The organism is Silvimonas sp. (assembly GCF_031291215.1).
Taxonomy (GTDB): domain Bacteria; phylum Pseudomonadota; class Gammaproteobacteria; order Burkholderiales; family Chitinibacteraceae; genus Silvimonas; species Silvimonas soli.
Window position 1 is genome coordinate 127,145 of the sequence record NZ_JARLJK010000064.1, and the last position, 15,735, is coordinate 142,879.

The following is a 15,735-nucleotide window of genomic DNA, read 5'->3' on the forward strand; positions in this document are numbered from 1 at the left end:
CAAGCTTTTAGCCGGTCTGCGCCAAAAATTGAGATATGACGACCTGGCCCGTCGATAGACTTGGGTGCAGTCATGACAGCAGGGTAAAATAGCTTTTTCCCGTCTCTTGAATCGCCAAAGGATTGCACCGTGCAGCTCTCGAATCGTGTTCTTGCCATCAAGGAATCGCCGACCCTTGCCATCACCGCCAAAGCGGGCAAGCTCAAAGCAGAGGGCCGCGATGTGATTGCGCTGGCAGCTGGCGAACCAGACTTCGACACCCCGGATCACATCAAGGCAGCGGCGATTGAAGCTATTAACCGTGGCTTTACCAAATACACCCCGGTATCGGGCACGCCCGGGCTGAAGAAAGCCATTATTGATAAATTCAAACGCGATAACGGCGTGGATTACGCAGCCAACCAGATTCTGGTGTCGGTGGGTGGCAAGCAAAGTTTCTTCAACTTGTGCCAGGCGTTTATCAACCCGGGCGATGAAGTGATCGTGCCCGCGCCGTACTGGGTGTCGTATCCGGATATCGTGCTGATTGCCGAAGGTAAACCGGTCATCGTGGCCTGCGGCATTGAACAGGGCTTCAAGCTGACGCCAGCGCAATTGCAAGCTGCAATTACCCCCAAGACCAAAATGCTGGTCTTGAACAGCCCGTCCAATCCGACCGGTGCGGTTTACTCGCTGGAAGAACTCAAGGCACTGGGCGAAGTGCTGAAACAACATCCGGACATCCTGATCGCCTCGGATGATATGTATGAACACGTGATGCTGGGCACCACGCGCTTTTACAACATCCTCAATGCCTGCCCGGAACTGTATGAGCAGACCATTTTGCTCAATGGTGTTTCCAAAGCGTATTCGATGACGGGCTGGCGCATTGGTTACGCGGGCGGCCCGGCCAAGCTGATCAAGGCCATGGAAAACATCCAGTCACAATCGACTTCTAACCCGACTTCGATCTCGCAAGTTGCGGCCGAAGCGGCGCTGGTGGGTAGCCAAGACTGCATCAAGCCAATGCTGGTGGCTTTCAACGAGCGCCATCAGTTTGTGGTGCAGCGCTTCAATAGCATCCGCGGGCTGAAGTGCCTGACCGCAGGTGGTGCGTTCTACGCCTTTGTCGACGCGCGCGAAGCCATCAAAACGCTGACTGCAGAAGGCAAGCTGGCCGAAGCCACCGATATGGCGTTGGGCGCGTACTTGCTGGAAACACAAGACGTCGCCGTCGTGCCAGGCTCGGCGTTTGGCGCAGAGGGTTATTTCCGGATCTCGTTTGCGACCAGCATGCAGAACCTGGAAAAAGCACTGGCGCGCATTGAAAAGGCACTGAGCTAAGCCGCGACCAATCGTGTGGTGACCCAATAAAAAACGGAGCCAGGGCTCCGTTTTTTATTGCAGAAATCAGACCGTAATCGGCGGATTGCTTAGCCAAAGCGACGCTGGCGCATCCACTTGGTGACAATCCACTTCTCGCCTTTGAGCACCGGCAGCCCGCCATGCAGGGTCATTGGGTCAACTTGGCCGCTACTGTTGGTGTATTCAAAGTACACGGCAGCGCCTTTCTTTGGCCCCACGGTAAGACCCAGTTCCGGGAACACCGTGCTACCGCCCTCTTCCACATCATTCAGATAAACAATCAACGTGGAAACACGCTGCCCGCCACGATCCAGATGCACGCGACTACCCGGATCGCTTTCGGGGAAGTAATCGAAATGCGGCTTGTATTCCCCGCCCACCTTGTAATTGAGAATCTGCAGGCCCTCGCCATTCTCGACCGGCCAGTTCATGACCTCGGAGATGCGCCGATCCAGGCGAGCGATAAATTCGTTTTCGTTCACATGAAAAAATGTACCAAAACTGGTGCGCTCTTCAATCACCGCATCCTGGCCGGTTTTCGGATCAACAATGGTGGAGCGCTTGAGCCGCGCTTGCGACAACTTCACCAGTTCATCGCATTCTTCATGGCTGAATACGTCATCGAGCACGGCAATATAAGGTTTCTCCACGCGGCTGACGACCTGCACCACCCGGTCATTAGTCTGGATAAAGTTGCCCGGCTTGAAGCGTGGCGTTTCGTAGCGGTAACTGTTTGCAGCGATGCGCTCTTTGACACCGCTACTGGCCACTGCCGGTTGCGCTACCGGTTGTGCGGCAAGCACCGGAGACACGCCGCCCTTATGGGTGGTGGAGAAATGAAACACAATGGCATTGGCAAACATGGGGTCGAAGTTTTTTTCGACCATCACGTCAATCAGCGATTGTGCGGTACAGCCACGACCGAGGTTGTCGACGATCCACTTCTGCCAGTCTGGCGAAATATTGGTGATTTTTTCCATTCGACTGCTCATCCTCGTTTTTTGTGAGTACGTTTTTGAGTACGTATGTCTGGTTATTTTTGACATTTTTAACCGTTGCCGCGCGCCGTGTCATCCGTACCGTGACCACAAGCACAACAGGCGCAACAGTCCACCCGCTCCACGGTAGGTGATCCCGGCAAAAAACTGCCATCTGTAAGCGTGCAAGAGCTTGTCGCGCGGCTGTGTTAAAATTTCGCGCTTCGATTCAACTGCTTGGCTAGCCATCACCGATATGGATCTCTCTGCACTGACCGCGCTTTCCCCCCTCGACGGCCGTTACGAAAAGCAATTGGCCGATCTGCGTCCGTTTTTCAGCGAATACGCACTCATCAAACACCGCGTCACTGTTGAGATCGCGTGGCTTAAGGCACTGGCAGCTGAACCCGCCATTACCGAGATCGCGCCATTCTCGCCCGCGACCATTGCCGAGCTTGATCAGGCGGTAGCGCAGTTCTCGATTGAGCACGCGATGGAAGTCAAAACCATCGAGCGCACCACCAATCACGATGTGAAAGCCGTTGAATACTGGATGAAAGAACGTTTGTCCGGTAATCACGAAGTGTCTGCCGCAAACGAGTTCATTCACTTTGCGTGTACTTCGGAAGACATCAACAATCTGTCGCACGGCCTGATGCTCAAAGCTGCGCGTGATTCGGTCACGCTGCCCAAGCTGCGTGAAATCACCGCCAAACTCAAAGATCTGGCGCATGAACTGGCCGATGCAGCCATGATGAGCCGCACCCACGGTCAACCGGCGACGCCGACTACCATGGGTAAAGAAATGGCCAACGTGGCCTACCGCCTGGAACGCCAGCTGGCACGCCTGGAAAAAGTGGAAGTGCTGGGCAAGATTAACGGTGCGGTGGGCAACTACAACGCACACTTGTCGGCCTATCCGGAAATCGACTGGGAACAATTCTGCCGCAGCTTCGTCGAAAGCCTGGGTTTGACATTCAACCCGTACACAATCCAGATTGAACCGCACGACTACATGAGTGAGTTGTACGACACCGTATCGCGCATCAACACGATTCTGATCGACTTGAATCGCGACATCTGGGGTTACATCTCGCTGGGCTTCTTCAAGCAGCGCGTAAACAAGAATGAAGTTGGCAGTTCGACCATGCCGCACAAGGTTAACCCGATCGACTTCGAAAACGCCGAAGGCAATCTGGGTCTGGCCAATGCGATGTTGACGCACCTGTCGCAAAAATTGCCAATCTCGCGCTGGCAACGTGACCTGACCGATTCCACCGTGTTGCGTAATATGGGCGTCGGTCTGGGTTATGCACAATTGGGTTATGCGTCATGCCTGAAGGGTTTGAACAAGCTGCTGGCGGATCGCCAGGCGATGCTGGACGACCTGAATGACAACTGGGAAGTACTGGCCGAGCCAATCCAGACCGTCATGCGGCGTTATGGCGTGCCTAATCCGTACGAGCAGTTGAAAGAACTGACACGCGGCAAGAGTGGCATTACCAAGGAAGCGCTGGCCGTGTTTATCGATGGTCTGGCTATTCCAGACAGCGAAAAGACACGACTGAAGGCGCTGACGCCATGGACGTACATCGGTACAGCCGTTGAGCTGGCCAACCGGATCTGATCTCGCGCTTCGTTAAAGAAGCCAGGATGACCTGGTAGCAGTAATTAAATTAGTAGTTGTCTCGCAAAGCCGGCGGCCCAAGAGCCGCCGGCATGATATTGAATCAAGGGGAGATTTACCCGGTGAAACGCAAAGTACTGGTTGGCGGCACGCTTGCCGTTGTGCTGCTGGGCGCGGCTTATGTCGGCAGCTCGTGGATGGCCGGACGCTCGGTGCAAGACACCCTCGAAAAGCAGAACCAGTGGCTTTCCAGCCTGCCGTACTTCATCGTCAAAAACCGCGAATATCATCGCGGCTGGTTCTCTTCCACTGAAAAAACCACACTGCAAATCAATCCGCAGTTGTATCGCTTTTTCCTGGAAAAGGAAGGCGAACCGCTGCCGACCTTTGAAGTGACCTACACCCAGAATATCCAGCACGGCCCGCTGCCGCTGCTAAGCCACTTCAATCCGCATCCATACAAGGCAGTGGTTACTACGGATTTCCAGTTCTCTCCGGAAACCCAGAAAACACTGTCGCGCTTCTTTGGCACGCAAAAACCGATCAGCATTGAAAACCGCATCAGCTTCAACGACGATGGCCTGATGACCATCAAAGTGCCGTCGTTTGACTATGAAGAAGCGATTTCCGGCGTCAAAGCCAAATGGCAAGGCTTGAACGCCACGCTGGATTACGGCGGCGATTTCAATCGCGTCAAACTGATCGCCACCGCCCCCGGCCTGAGCGGCGAAGCCAAGGGCAAAGGTCAGTTTACGGCCACCGACATGACCTTCGAGTCCGATCATGTGCGCGGCAAAACCGGCCTGATGATTGGTACCTCGTCCGCCAAAATTGCGGACTTCACGCTGGATATGCCAGGCGACAACCCGTTCAAGCTGGGATTACACAACCTGAGCTATGACGGCAAGCTGGCCGAAAATGGCGAATTGATCGACGGCAGCGCTCACTTCATGCTGGAAAAGCTGGTCCTGAACGATCAGCCTTATGGCCCAGCCGAATTGCTGGCTGAAGCCAACCACTTGCACGGCCCGACGCTGGCCAAGCTGGGCGACGAATTCAACCGTCTGCAAAAACAGCAATTGACCCGCGAGCAGCTGTCGAGCGAGTTGATGAAGCTGGCTAAAGCCGAAGGCATGCCACTGCTGACGCATGACCCGCGCCTGGCCATTCGCAAGCTGGATATCAAACTGCCTGATAGCAGCATTCATTTCAGCGGCGAAGTGGGCCTGCAAGGCTTCAAGCCAGAAGACCTGGATCAGCCGGCGGTGTTCATGCGCAAGCTGGTGGCGAAGGCAGAGTTCAATGTGCCACGTAAAGTCATTTCGACTGTCGTGACCTGGCAAGCGCGCAATATGTTTGGCAACGCCGATAACGGCGTGTCACAAGCAGATCTGGACTACCTGGCCGGCCAGTTTGTTGAAGGCCAGCTGGACCGCATGTCGGAACAAAAGCTGATCCGCGTCGATGGCGACACCATTTCCGCAACCGCATCGCTGGAAGGTGGCAAGTTCATCCTGAATGGCGCAAACGTGCCGCTGCCGTGGGAACAGGTGCAACACGCTGTGGCTGGTGCCGCTACCGAAGCTGAAAAACCGGCGAAGGTTGAGGCATCGAAGTAAACCTGGCTTTGTAACAAGCTATGTAAAAAAAGGGGGCGATTCAATCGCCCCCTTTTATTTTGCATGACTCACATGCGCCAGCACCGTCTGTTACTGGATAATCCCGCCGCCCAGACAAACCTCGCCGTCATACAGCACCATGGATTGCCCCGGCGTCATCGCCCACTGCGGCTCGTCAAACACCAGTTTGACACCGCCCTCAAAATGCTCAAGCGTGCACGCAGCGTCCTGCTGGCGATAACGAGTCTTGGCGGTATATCGGCCAGGCGCAGGTTCTTCACCCAGAATCCACGAGCAATCCAGCGCTAACAGGTCATGTTTGAGCAACAAGGGATGATCGTGACCTTGCACCACAATCAGCTCGTTCTTTTCCATGTCCTTGCCCGCCACAAACCACGGCAAACCTTCACCGCCGATACCCAGACCCTGGCGTTGGCCAATGGTGTAGTACATCAGGCCCATATGTTCGCCAACCACGCGCCCTTCCGGCGTTTTCATGGCACCGGGCACTTTAGGTAGATAGCGGTTCAGGAACTCGCGAAATGGCCGTTCGCCAATAAAACAGATGCCGGTGCTGTCTTTCTTGCGGGCGTTCGGCAGCGCGATCTGTTCTGCAATCTCGCGCACCTCAGACTTTTGCATGCCGCCCAAAGGAAACACCGCGTGGCTTACCTGCTGCTGGCTCAAGCGGTATAAAAAGTAGGTCTGGTCTTTGGATTGATCCGCCGCACGCAACAACTCGGTCCGGCCATCGGCACGCACGCGGTTGGCCGCGTAGTGGCCAGTAGCCATCTTCACGCCGCCCAGTTTGATAGCGTAATCCAGAAAGCATTTGAACTTGATTTCGCTATTGCACAGGATGTCCGGATTCGGCGTGCGCCCGGCCGAGTATTCAGCCAGGAAATAACTGAACACGCGATCTTTGTATTCTTTGGCGAAGTTCACCAGTTCGATATCGATATCCAGCAGGTCGGCCACAGAAATGGCATCCATGCTGTCTTCCTTGATCGAACAGTATTCGTCGTCGTTGTCGTCTTCCCAGTTCTGCATGAACACGCCGACAACGTCGTAGCCTTGGTCTTTGAGCAGGTGCGCGGTGACGGATGAATCCACGCCACCCGACAAACCCACCACAATCTTGTCATTCATTCGTTATTACTTCCGGTCAAAGTCTTGCAGGATTTCCAGCGGATAACGGCGACCAGCAAGGTAATCGTCGATGCACGGCATCAGCAAGGGGCTGCGGTGCTGTTCACTACGTGCGGCCAATTCGTCCCGAGTCAACCACAGGGCGCGTTCAATATCCGGGTCAAGCGCGAGACCGGCATCAAAACCGGTCAACTTTCCGGCAAAAGCAAAGCGCAGAAAGGTCCGTTGTTCATCCCCGGACGGCGACCATTGGTAGATGCCCATCAACGCCTCGGGCACAAAATGGTGTGCGGTTTCTTCCAGTGTTTCCCGGATCACCGCAGCAATCAGCGATTCACCAAATTCGAGATGTCCGCCTGGCTGGTTAAGCGTGAGTTGGCCATTGATGATCTCTTCAACCATCAGAAAACGCCCGTCGCGCTCGACCACCGCCGCAACCACCGCATTGGGTTTGAACATGCTGCAACACACTAAAATCAAAAGCGGATTTTACCGTAATGCGCCGATCCCGTCAGGCGACATGCTGACAATGGTTTAGGCGTATGCGCATAAAGCGCCAGGTAAATGGCAGCGCACCGGGCGACGGAGGGCATGAAATCTCGCCGTCTGGCGGAATATGCCGGATCGCCACAGGCCATTGTTCTGATCTGGCAGCGATGTGTGATTCCACCGCCAATGCTGAAAAAATCCAGTCCGCAGGCTTGCGCCATCTATTGAAAGGCCGGATTTATTGGTGATTCCCAACTTGCCCTGAATATTGATCAGCCATTTCCAGCCACGACTGATTCAAAAATAATTACATTGAATGAACGGCAATTGATGACGTTATTTACAGCAAATTTAATCGAAAATAATTTACGGAAAGAACCTGGAAAGAAAGCTTTGAAACCAGTTCAAATCGGCATCCACTCAAACGCAATGATTCAGGTTTTCTTATCAACGCTGGATATCAATTTCTTTCCACTGCCCCGATTGCAATCCATCCAGCGTGTATTGGCCAATTGCGTAGCGAATCAACCTTAATGTCGGAAAACCGACTTTAGCCGTCATCCGCCGCACCTGGCGATTTTTGCCTTCGCGGATGATGATTTCCAGCCAGCTAACGGGTATCTGTTTGCGCTCGCGAATCGGCGGAACGCGCGGCCACAAACCAGGTGGCTCGGGCATGAGGCGCACACTGGCCGGTTGCGTTACAAAATCCCCCAGATCAACGCCATGGCGCAGTGGCGCCAGCGCGGCGTCATCGGGCGCCCCTTCTACTTGCACCCAATAGGTTTTGGGCAATTTATGACGCGGATCGGCAATTTTATGCTGCAGAGCACCATCATCCGTTAAAAGCAGCAGCCCTTCTGAATCTGTATCCAGACGGCCAGCGGCATAAACGCCTTTCACCGAAACATAATCGGCCAGACATTGATGCGGCGGGCTGGGCGAAAACTGGCAGATCACGCCATGCGGTTTATTGAAAAGAATGACTTTGTTCATGCCGCTATTCTAACCTTCTGCCGGACCAGACAGCGTAACCGCAGATGCCCGCTTGGCTTTCGCCCGCGTTCACGCGATAATCGCGGCTTGTCTGGCGCCGATACGGCGTTGTCCTAATCTCTGCATGGGAAGTACCTAATGAGCCACATTCAAGTACCCAAAGAGGGCGCGAAGATCGTTCCGAATCTCGCCACGCCGGATAACCCAATCATCCCGTTCATCGAAGGTGACGGTATCGGTGCTGATATCACCCCTGTGATGAAAGAAGTGGTCGACGCTGCAGTAGCCAAGTCCTACGGCGGCAGCCGCAAAATCCACTGGATGGAAATCTACTGTGGTGAGAAGGCTTCCAAGCTGTACGGCAATGACACCTACATGCCACAAGAAACGCTGGATGCGCTGAAAGAATACGTCGTATCGATCAAAGGCCCGCTGGCAACGCCGGTTGGTGGCGGTATCCGCTCGCTGAACGTGGCTTTGCGTCAGCAGCTGGATCTGTATGTTTGCCTGCGCCCGGTGCGTTACTTCGACGGCGTACCTTCGCCAGTCAAGCAACCACACCTGATCGACATGGTGATCTTCCGTGAAAACACCGAAGACATCTACGCTGGTATTGAGTGGGACGCGCAATCTGAAGGCGCCAAGAAAGTCATCGAATTCCTGCAAACCGAAATGGGTGTGAAGAAGATCCGTTTCCCGGAAACTTCGAGCATCGGTATCAAGCCGGTTTCGCGCGAAGGCACCGAGCGCCTGGTGCGCAAGGCGATTCAGTACGCCATCGACAACAACCGTAAATCCGTGACGCTTGTCCACAAGGGCAACATCATGAAGTTTACGGAAGGCATGTTCCGTACTTGGGGTTACGAGCTGGCCAAGCGCGAGTTCGGCGGTGTTGAGATCGACGGCGGCCCGTGGCTGCAACTGCCTAACGGCATCGTTATCAAAGACGTGATTGCTGATGCGTTCCTGCAGCAGATTCTGCTGCGTCCGGCTGAATACGACGTGATCGCGACCCTGAACCTGAACGGCGACTACATCTCTGACGCGCTGGCGGCAGAAGTGGGCGGTATCGGTATTGCTCCGGGTGCCAATCTGTCTGACAACATAGCTTGCTTTGAAGCTACGCACGGCACGGCACCGAAGTACGCTGGCCAGGACAAGGTAAACCCAGGATCGCTGTTGCTGTCAGCTGAAATGATGCTGCGTCACATGGGCTGGAAAGAAGCGGCAGATCTGATCATTGTGGCGATGGAAAAAACCATCAAAGACAAGATCGTGACTTACGACTTCGCCCGCTTGATGGAAGGCGCACAAGAAGTCAGCTGCTCGGCCTTTGGCAAGGCGATTGTCGAGCGCATGTAATGGTGTTGGATCGCGCAAGCGGTCAGCCAGCATGGCACAGAAAAGCCCCACCGCGGTGGGGCTTTTTCATGGGCGGTATTCGGGGTGTGGCGTTCTGACACATTTGCGTAGCTATTGTATTTTTCTGGCAGCGCACCATCTACAGTAAGACTGTGTGGCGGGGTGCTGGATGCAGCGCAACAAAAAACCCCGCACATGGCGGGGTTTTCAAACGCTTCAGGAACCTGAAATCAGGCAGCCTGGATGTTTGCAGCTTGCTTGCCCTTAGGGCCTTGTGCAACTTCAAATGTCACACGTTGGCCTTCTTTCAGGGTCTTGAAACCAGGCATATTGATCGCGGAGAAGTGAGCAAAGATGTCTTCGCCGCCTTCGTCCGGAGTAATAAAGCCAAAGCCTTTGGAATCATTGAACCACTTGACTGTACCCGTTGCCATATTAGGTCTTTCTCCAAGATAAACAGTTAAAGCATTTTCCCAAGGTTTGAAGTCAAGACCTGTACAGCGGGTTAGACCGGCACAGCATGAAACTTGTCCATCAAACGCGCATTCGTTTTACGCGATATTTACTTTGATGGTCAAGCAAGGCAACGCCGTATACGGTAAAACTGTTGTTTCCAGGAAACGCTTGAAAAAGCCCTGTTCCGGGCCAAAATGATAAATAGAAACTCGGTTGGATAGTTATGGCGCAGCAGCATCAATTTGAGCGGGAAATAGTAGAGAAAGAGATCCGTACCGGGCCTCCCTCCATGTACCGTGTCGTGCTTTTAAACGACGATTTCACCCCGATGGAATTTGTGGTTGCCGTTCTGCAAACTTTTTTTTCCATGCAGCGCGAACAAGCAACCGTAGTCATGCTCAAAGTCCATACTGAAGGACGAGGCATTTGTGGTGTGTTCCCCAAGGACATTGCCGCAACAAAAGTGGCGCAGGTAACCGAGCACGCCCGCCAACATCAGCACCCGCTCCAATGCATCATGGAGGTAAACGAATGATCGCCCAGGAACTAGAAGTCAGCCTGCACATGGCTTTCATGGAGGCGAGACAAAAGCGCCACGAGTACATCACCGTGGAACACCTCCTGCTCGCCTTGCTTGATAACCCGTCAGCGGCGGAGGTCCTGCGGGCCTGCGGCGCCAACATGGATGAACTGCGTCATCAGTTGTCCGACTTTGTCACCGAACACACGCCGGTCGTTTCTGGCACGGGTGAGGTAGAGACACAGCCGACGATTGGATTCCAGCGCGTCATTCAGCGTGCGATTTTGCACGTCCAGTCTTCGGGCAAGAAGGAAGTCACCGGTGCCAATGTGCTGGTTGCGATCTTTGGCGAAAAAGACAGTCACGCCGTGTACTTCCTGCATCAGCAAGGGGTAACGCGTCTGGACGTGGTCAACTTTATCAGCCACGGCATCAGCAAGAGCGCACCCAACGCCTCTACCCCGCCGCGTTCGGATCAAGGCTCGGAAGAGCATGACCCCGAAGTCAGCCCGGGTGGCGCACTGGAAAACTTTACCCAGAACCTGAATCAACAGGCCCTGGCTGGCAAAATCGACCCGTTGATCGGGCGCGATTCCGAGCTGGAGCGTGTGGTGCAGATTTTGTGCCGTCGCCGCAAGAACAACCCGCTGCTGGTGGGTGAGGCTGGCGTGGGCAAGACTGCCATTGCAGAAGGCCTGGCGCGCCGCATCGTGGAAGGCGAAGTACCAGACATTCTTGCCGATGCCACCGTGTATGCGCTCGACATGGGTGCCTTGTTGGCTGGCACCAAATATCGTGGTGACTTTGAGCAACGCCTGAAAGCGGTGATCAAACAACTGACCGAAGAGCGCAACGCCATTCTGTTTATTGACGAGATTCATACCCTCGTTGGTGCCGGTGCGGCCTCGGGTGGCACGCTGGATGCATCCAACTTGCTCAAGCCAGCGCTGTCCAACGGCACGCTCAAGTGCATTGGTGCGACTACTTACACGGAATACCGTGGCATCTTCGAAAAAGACAACGCGCTGTCGCGTCGCTTCCAGAAGATCGACGTGGTTGAGCCGACTGTTGAGCAAACCGTTGAGATTCTCAAAGGCTTGAAAGACAAGTTCGAGAAGCATCATGGCGTGAAGTACACGGCAACTGCTTTGAGCACGGCAGCAGAGCTGGCCGCCAAGTACATCAATGATCGTCATTTGCCCGACAAGGCCATTGACGTGATTGATGAGGCAGGCGCGGCGCAGAAAATTCTGCCCAAGTCCAAGCAGAAGAAAACCATTGGCAAGAACGAGATCGAAGAGATCGTCGCCAAGATCGCGCGCATTCCACCCAAGAGTGTCTCGAACGATGACAAGAGCACACTCAAGACGCTGGATCGTGATCTGAAGAGTGTGGTGTTCGGGCAAGAACAAGCCATTGATGCGCTGTCTTCGGCAATCAAGATGGCGCGGGCTGGTCTGGGCAATCCGCAAAAGCCGATTGGCGCGTTCCTGTTCTCTGGCCCGACCGGTGTCGGCAAAACCGAAGTGGCACGACAACTGGCGTATACGCTGGGCGTTGAGCTGATTCGCTTTGATATGTCCGAGTACATGGAGCGTCATGCGGTCAGCCGTTTAATCGGTGCGCCTCCGGGTTATGTGGGCTTTGAGCAAGGCGGTTTGTTGACGGAACAGGTCACCAAGCATCCGTATTCGGTGTTGCTGCTCGATGAAATCGAAAAAGCACATCCGGATATCTTCAACGTGCTGCTGCAAGTGATGGACCACGGCACGCTGACCGATAACAACGGACGCAAGGCGGACTTCCGCAACGTGATCGTGATCATGACGACCAACGCCGGTGCCGAGTCAATGAACAAGGCCATTCTGGGCTTTACTGCCAAGAAGGAAGCGGGCGATGAGATGCAGGAAATCAAACGCCTGTTCTCGCCAGAGTTCCGCAACCGGCTGGACGCTACGATCTCGTTTGCACCGTTGACTCACGAAATCATCCTGCAGGTAGTCGACAAGTTCCTGATGCAACTGGAACTGCAACTGCAAGAGAAGAAGGTGGACGCGCACTTCACACCAGCACTTAAAGAGATGCTGGCCGAGAAGGGTTTCGATCCGCTCATGGGCGCCCGACCGATGGCCCGTCTGATTCAGGACACCATCCGCAAGGCGCTGGCCGACGAGTTATTGTTTGGTCGTCTGGCTCATGGCGGTGAAGTCACCATTGATCTGGATGATGACGACAAGGTGGTGTTGAATCTGCCGGAAAGCGAAACCGTTCCAGCCTGATTGGCCTGAGTTGTCGTAACAAAAAGCCCCAAGCAATTTTCATTGCCTGGGGCTTTTTATTTGGCTGCGCTTTACCTGAAACCACCTCTGCGCGGGCCAGGCTCACTCAAACTGGGTGTAAACCCGGTTACCACCTGCGGCTTTTGCTTCGCGCAATGCGGCCTCGGCTCTTTCCAGTAACGCGGGAATGGTTTCTGTTACCCGTTTGACGGTGGCGCCAGCGCTAAAGCTGATGGGTACTGTCGCGCCGGTGTGCCCTGGCAATAACGTGCGCCCGAAGCGCACGCGCAACGCATCAATCAAACCAAGCACATCGCTCTGTTCGACATCTGGCAGCACCACCAGAAACGATCCACCCTGGATGCGCCCGATGCCATCGCTCACACGCAAACGCTGCCGCAGCAAAGCACACAACGCCCGCAATAGCTGGTCGCCCGCCTGATGACCCAAGGCTTGGTTAACGCGTTGCAGACCATCAATATCCAGCATCACCACGCCCAATGGCTGGCGACTGCGTTTGCAGCGGGCGGCCTCAACCTCTAGCAATTGCATGATCGCCTGTCGCCCCAACATGCCAGTCAGCGCATCGCGAGTATGTTGCTCGCGCAGCAAGCGAAAGCGCGCGGCGCGGGTCTGGATGGCGGCGACCAGAAAGTCCGGCTCGATGGGTTTGACCAGAAAATCGTCAGCACCACGCCGCATTGCCTCCAGCCGCTTGGACTGCGCATGTTCTGAAGACAAGAACACGATCGGCACACTCATATAGGCCGGTTGCTGGCGTAGCACACTGGCAATTTCCAGACCGCTCCAGCCCAGCATGTACAGATCAAGCACGATCAGCTCAGGGTTGAGCTGGGCAATTTTCTCGAACATCTGCACCGGCCCGTTGGCCATCTGCACCACCATTCCCGCCTCCCGCAGGATCTCGGCGTAATACTCGGCCACGTCGGGCTCATCATCCACGATCAGGATGCGATAGGCCGGATGCTTGCGCTGTTGCTCCAGCCGGTTGAATAACTCGGCTAATTCATCAGGGTGAACCGGCTTGTGGATAAACGCTTGCGCCCCAAATCGGGCCGCAATCAAGCGGGTGGCGATATCCGACTGCGTAGACAAACACACCAATCGCTGCGGCGCACGTACGCCGTTAGGCAAAAAGTCGGTCAACGTTACAAATGGCGCGGACTGGCTATCCAGGTCCAACAGCAGCAGATCAACCCGCTGCTCCGGCAAGGTCGAGCGCAAAATAACCTGCGCGCCCGGCATCTGCAGCGCCAGCTCGATTTGCAGCAGTTCGCTGGTCGCCAGATCGTTGCTGACGATTACCACCTGTTCGGGTCTGGCTTCAACCGTGGGCAGCGCATCGGCCAGTTGTTCCAGCCCCGACGCCAGGAAGTGTGTAACGGCTTGGGCCAGGGCATCCATACCGTGGCGTAGCCGTGTCGCGGTTTGCGAGCGCGTCTGCGGGGTGTGGCTCTGGTATTCCAGATAAAGCCGTTCCAGCGACAAAGCGGCTGCGCGCACGCCGGTGGCCATCCACTCGGCGCCAGTTTCGTGCAATTGTTCAATCCGGGCGCGTAGTTGCGCGTGGTCGGCGGCATCCAGGCCGTGTTCCAGATATTGCTCAACCTGCCCTTTCAGGGCGTCGAGCGTGGATTGCAACCCGGTTTTAATGTCGGCGGGCGAGCCGCGCAGGCGGCCTTCTGGTCTGGTCATAGCATCCCTTCACTGCATGCGTCGCGAGGTGGTGAAGCCGCTCCGCCACACGTTTGGTGGCTGAGATCAAACCGGATTACAACACCTGTCTGATATGGCGCTGGTCGCATCCCCAATGGATAAAGGCAATGGCCCTGCCCTCGCGTGGCAAGACCGTCGCTACGACTCTTTTTTTACTTCAACTCCCGCCGTAATGGACATCTGCTCCAGTCAGGGGCGTCCGGCAGGAATGCGGCAATGAATCAGCAGAAAGCACAAAGGACGCGGCTCATCCCCTACCGCGTTGCCTTTATGCTGCTTTTTGTGATGCCAGCCCTGATCAAGCTGATCAGGCGTGCTGCTGCACTATCACCGCTTGCGCTGGCATTGGTGAGGCAAAACCCGCTTCGCCAAAGCTTTCGCGGATGGTTTTGTTGGTGTCGAAATACACCTGCCAGTAATTGTCGTTGTGGCAATACGGACGCACCGCCAGCACTGGCCCCACCAGGTTGAATTCGAGAATCTCAACATCCACCGCGGGCTCTGCCAGCACATTGGGAATCGCCGCGATCTTTTCCTTGAGCAAGGCAATAGCGGAACGATGGTCAGTAGAGCCGGCCAGTTGCGCTTTCAACTCCACCCGCCGATACGGGTTGGCAGTGAAGTTCTGGATAACATCACCAAAAATCTTGTTGTTACCAATCAGGGTCAGCACGTTGTCGGGCGTATTGATACCGGTAACAAACAGGCCGATTTCCTTGATCGTACCCACTGTGCCCGCGACGCTGACAAAGTCCCCGACCTTGAACGGGCGCAACACAATAATGAATGCACCTGCAGCAAAGTTGGCCAGCAAGCCCGACCAGGCCAGCCCGATCGCCACCCCGCCTGCCGCAATCAGCGCCGCAAAGGTAGTGGTCTGCACGCCGAAATAACCAAGGATGCCGATCACTAGCAGTACATTCAGCGTAACGGTGATTACCGAGCCAATGTAGCGCAATACTGTTGCGTCGAGTTTCTGCCGCATCAGCGATTTTTCTACCATTCGCACTGCAACACCAATCAGCCAACGCCCGAGCACCCAGAAAATAATTGCCGCGATGATCTTGATTCCGAACTCAGTCAGAATGCCGATCGCCAAATCGCGGTAGTGCACGACGTCAGCAGAACTCAAATCCATAGTTGAATCTCCGATTTCCAAAGCCAGTGTTATTAAATAAAT

Annotated in this window: 13 protein-coding genes; 6 read left to right on the forward strand and 7 right to left on the reverse strand. The window is 55.0% G+C overall.

The window, feature by feature from the left end; all coding sequences use genetic code 11:
- Positions 1 to 129 precede the first annotated feature (129 nt).
- Positions 130 to 1,323, forward strand: a complete 1,194-nt coding sequence (locus P4L78_RS06760) for a pyridoxal phosphate-dependent aminotransferase (protein ID WP_283150536.1) — start codon at positions 130 to 132, stop codon at positions 1,321 to 1,323.
- 89 nt (positions 1,324 to 1,412) lie between these two features.
- Here the strand turns inward: P4L78_RS06760 and P4L78_RS06765 are convergent, their stop codons facing one another.
- Positions 1,413 to 2,324, reverse strand: coding sequence for a 2OG-Fe(II) oxygenase (locus P4L78_RS06765; RefSeq protein ID WP_309327366.1), 912 nt, complete (start codon positions 2,322 to 2,324; stop codon positions 1,413 to 1,415).
- 253 nt (positions 2,325 to 2,577) lie between these two features.
- On the opposite strand from P4L78_RS06765, the gene purB reads away from it, so the two are divergent.
- Both purB and P4L78_RS06775 read left to right on the forward strand, forming a co-directional pair.
- A complete protein-coding gene (gene purB / locus P4L78_RS06770) occupies positions 2,578 to 3,948 on the forward strand; it encodes an adenylosuccinate lyase (RefSeq protein ID WP_283150538.1) in 1,371 nt (456 codons plus the stop codon).
- Positions 3,949 to 4,040: 92 nt separating this feature from the next.
- Entirely contained in the window at positions 4,041 to 5,567 is a 1,527-nt protein-coding gene (locus P4L78_RS06775; protein WP_309327367.1) for a YdgA family protein, read from the forward strand.
- A gap of 90 nt (positions 5,568 to 5,657) precedes the next feature.
- On the opposite strand, the gene mnmA is transcribed toward P4L78_RS06775, so the two are convergent.
- From mnmA to P4L78_RS06790, 3 genes are all read right to left on the reverse strand, one after another.
- Complete coding sequence (gene mnmA, locus P4L78_RS06780) at positions 5,658 to 6,716, reverse strand: tRNA 2-thiouridine(34) synthase MnmA (RefSeq protein ID WP_309327368.1); 1,059 nt, start codon at positions 6,714 to 6,716, stop codon at positions 5,658 to 5,660.
- A 6-nt stretch (positions 6,717 to 6,722) separates the two neighbouring features.
- On the reverse strand, positions 6,723 to 7,175 hold the full coding sequence (locus P4L78_RS06785; RefSeq protein ID WP_283150541.1) for an NUDIX hydrolase: 453 nt from the start codon (positions 7,173 to 7,175) through the stop codon (positions 6,723 to 6,725).
- Between the two features lie 477 nt (positions 7,176 to 7,652).
- Positions 7,653 to 8,201 (reverse strand): pseudouridine synthase, encoded by a 549-nt coding sequence (locus P4L78_RS06790; protein WP_283150542.1) that lies wholly within the window; start codon positions 8,199 to 8,201, stop codon positions 7,653 to 7,655.
- A gap of 138 nt (positions 8,202 to 8,339) precedes the next feature.
- Here P4L78_RS06790 and icd point away from each other — a divergent pair, with 138 nt between their 5' ends.
- Positions 8,340 to 9,563: an NADP-dependent isocitrate dehydrogenase gene (gene icd / locus P4L78_RS06795; protein ID WP_283150543.1), complete on the forward strand. Its 1,224-nt coding sequence runs from the start codon at positions 8,340 to 8,342 to the stop codon at positions 9,561 to 9,563.
- 230 nt (positions 9,564 to 9,793) lie between these two features.
- On the opposite strand, the gene P4L78_RS06800 is transcribed toward icd, so the two are convergent.
- Positions 9,794 to 9,997, reverse strand: coding sequence for a cold-shock protein (locus tag P4L78_RS06800; protein ID WP_053939930.1), 204 nt, complete (start codon positions 9,995 to 9,997; stop codon positions 9,794 to 9,796).
- A gap of 245 nt (positions 9,998 to 10,242) precedes the next feature.
- On the opposite strand from P4L78_RS06800, the gene clpS reads away from it, so the two are divergent.
- The gene (gene clpS / locus P4L78_RS06805; RefSeq protein ID WP_283150544.1) at positions 10,243 to 10,554 is read left to right on the forward strand and encodes an ATP-dependent Clp protease adapter ClpS; all 312 of its coding nucleotides are present in this window, start codon (positions 10,243 to 10,245) and stop codon (positions 10,552 to 10,554) included.
- Positions 10,551 to 12,818, forward strand: coding sequence for an ATP-dependent Clp protease ATP-binding subunit ClpA (gene clpA / locus P4L78_RS06810; RefSeq protein WP_283150545.1), 2,268 nt, complete (start codon positions 10,551 to 10,553; stop codon positions 12,816 to 12,818). Before clpS ends, clpA begins: the two co-directional genes overlap by 4 nt.
- A 102-nt stretch (positions 12,819 to 12,920) precedes the next feature.
- Here the strand turns inward: clpA and P4L78_RS06815 are convergent, their stop codons facing one another.
- The gene (locus tag P4L78_RS06815) at positions 12,921 to 14,534 is read right to left on the reverse strand and encodes a response regulator (protein ID WP_309327369.1); all 1,614 of its coding nucleotides are present in this window, start codon (positions 14,532 to 14,534) and stop codon (positions 12,921 to 12,923) included.
- A gap of 328 nt (positions 14,535 to 14,862) precedes the next feature.
- On the reverse strand, positions 14,863 to 15,693 hold the full coding sequence (locus tag P4L78_RS06820; protein ID WP_309327370.1) for a mechanosensitive ion channel family protein: 831 nt from the start codon (positions 15,691 to 15,693) through the stop codon (positions 14,863 to 14,865).
- Between the last annotated feature and the right edge of the window lie 42 nt (positions 15,694 to 15,735).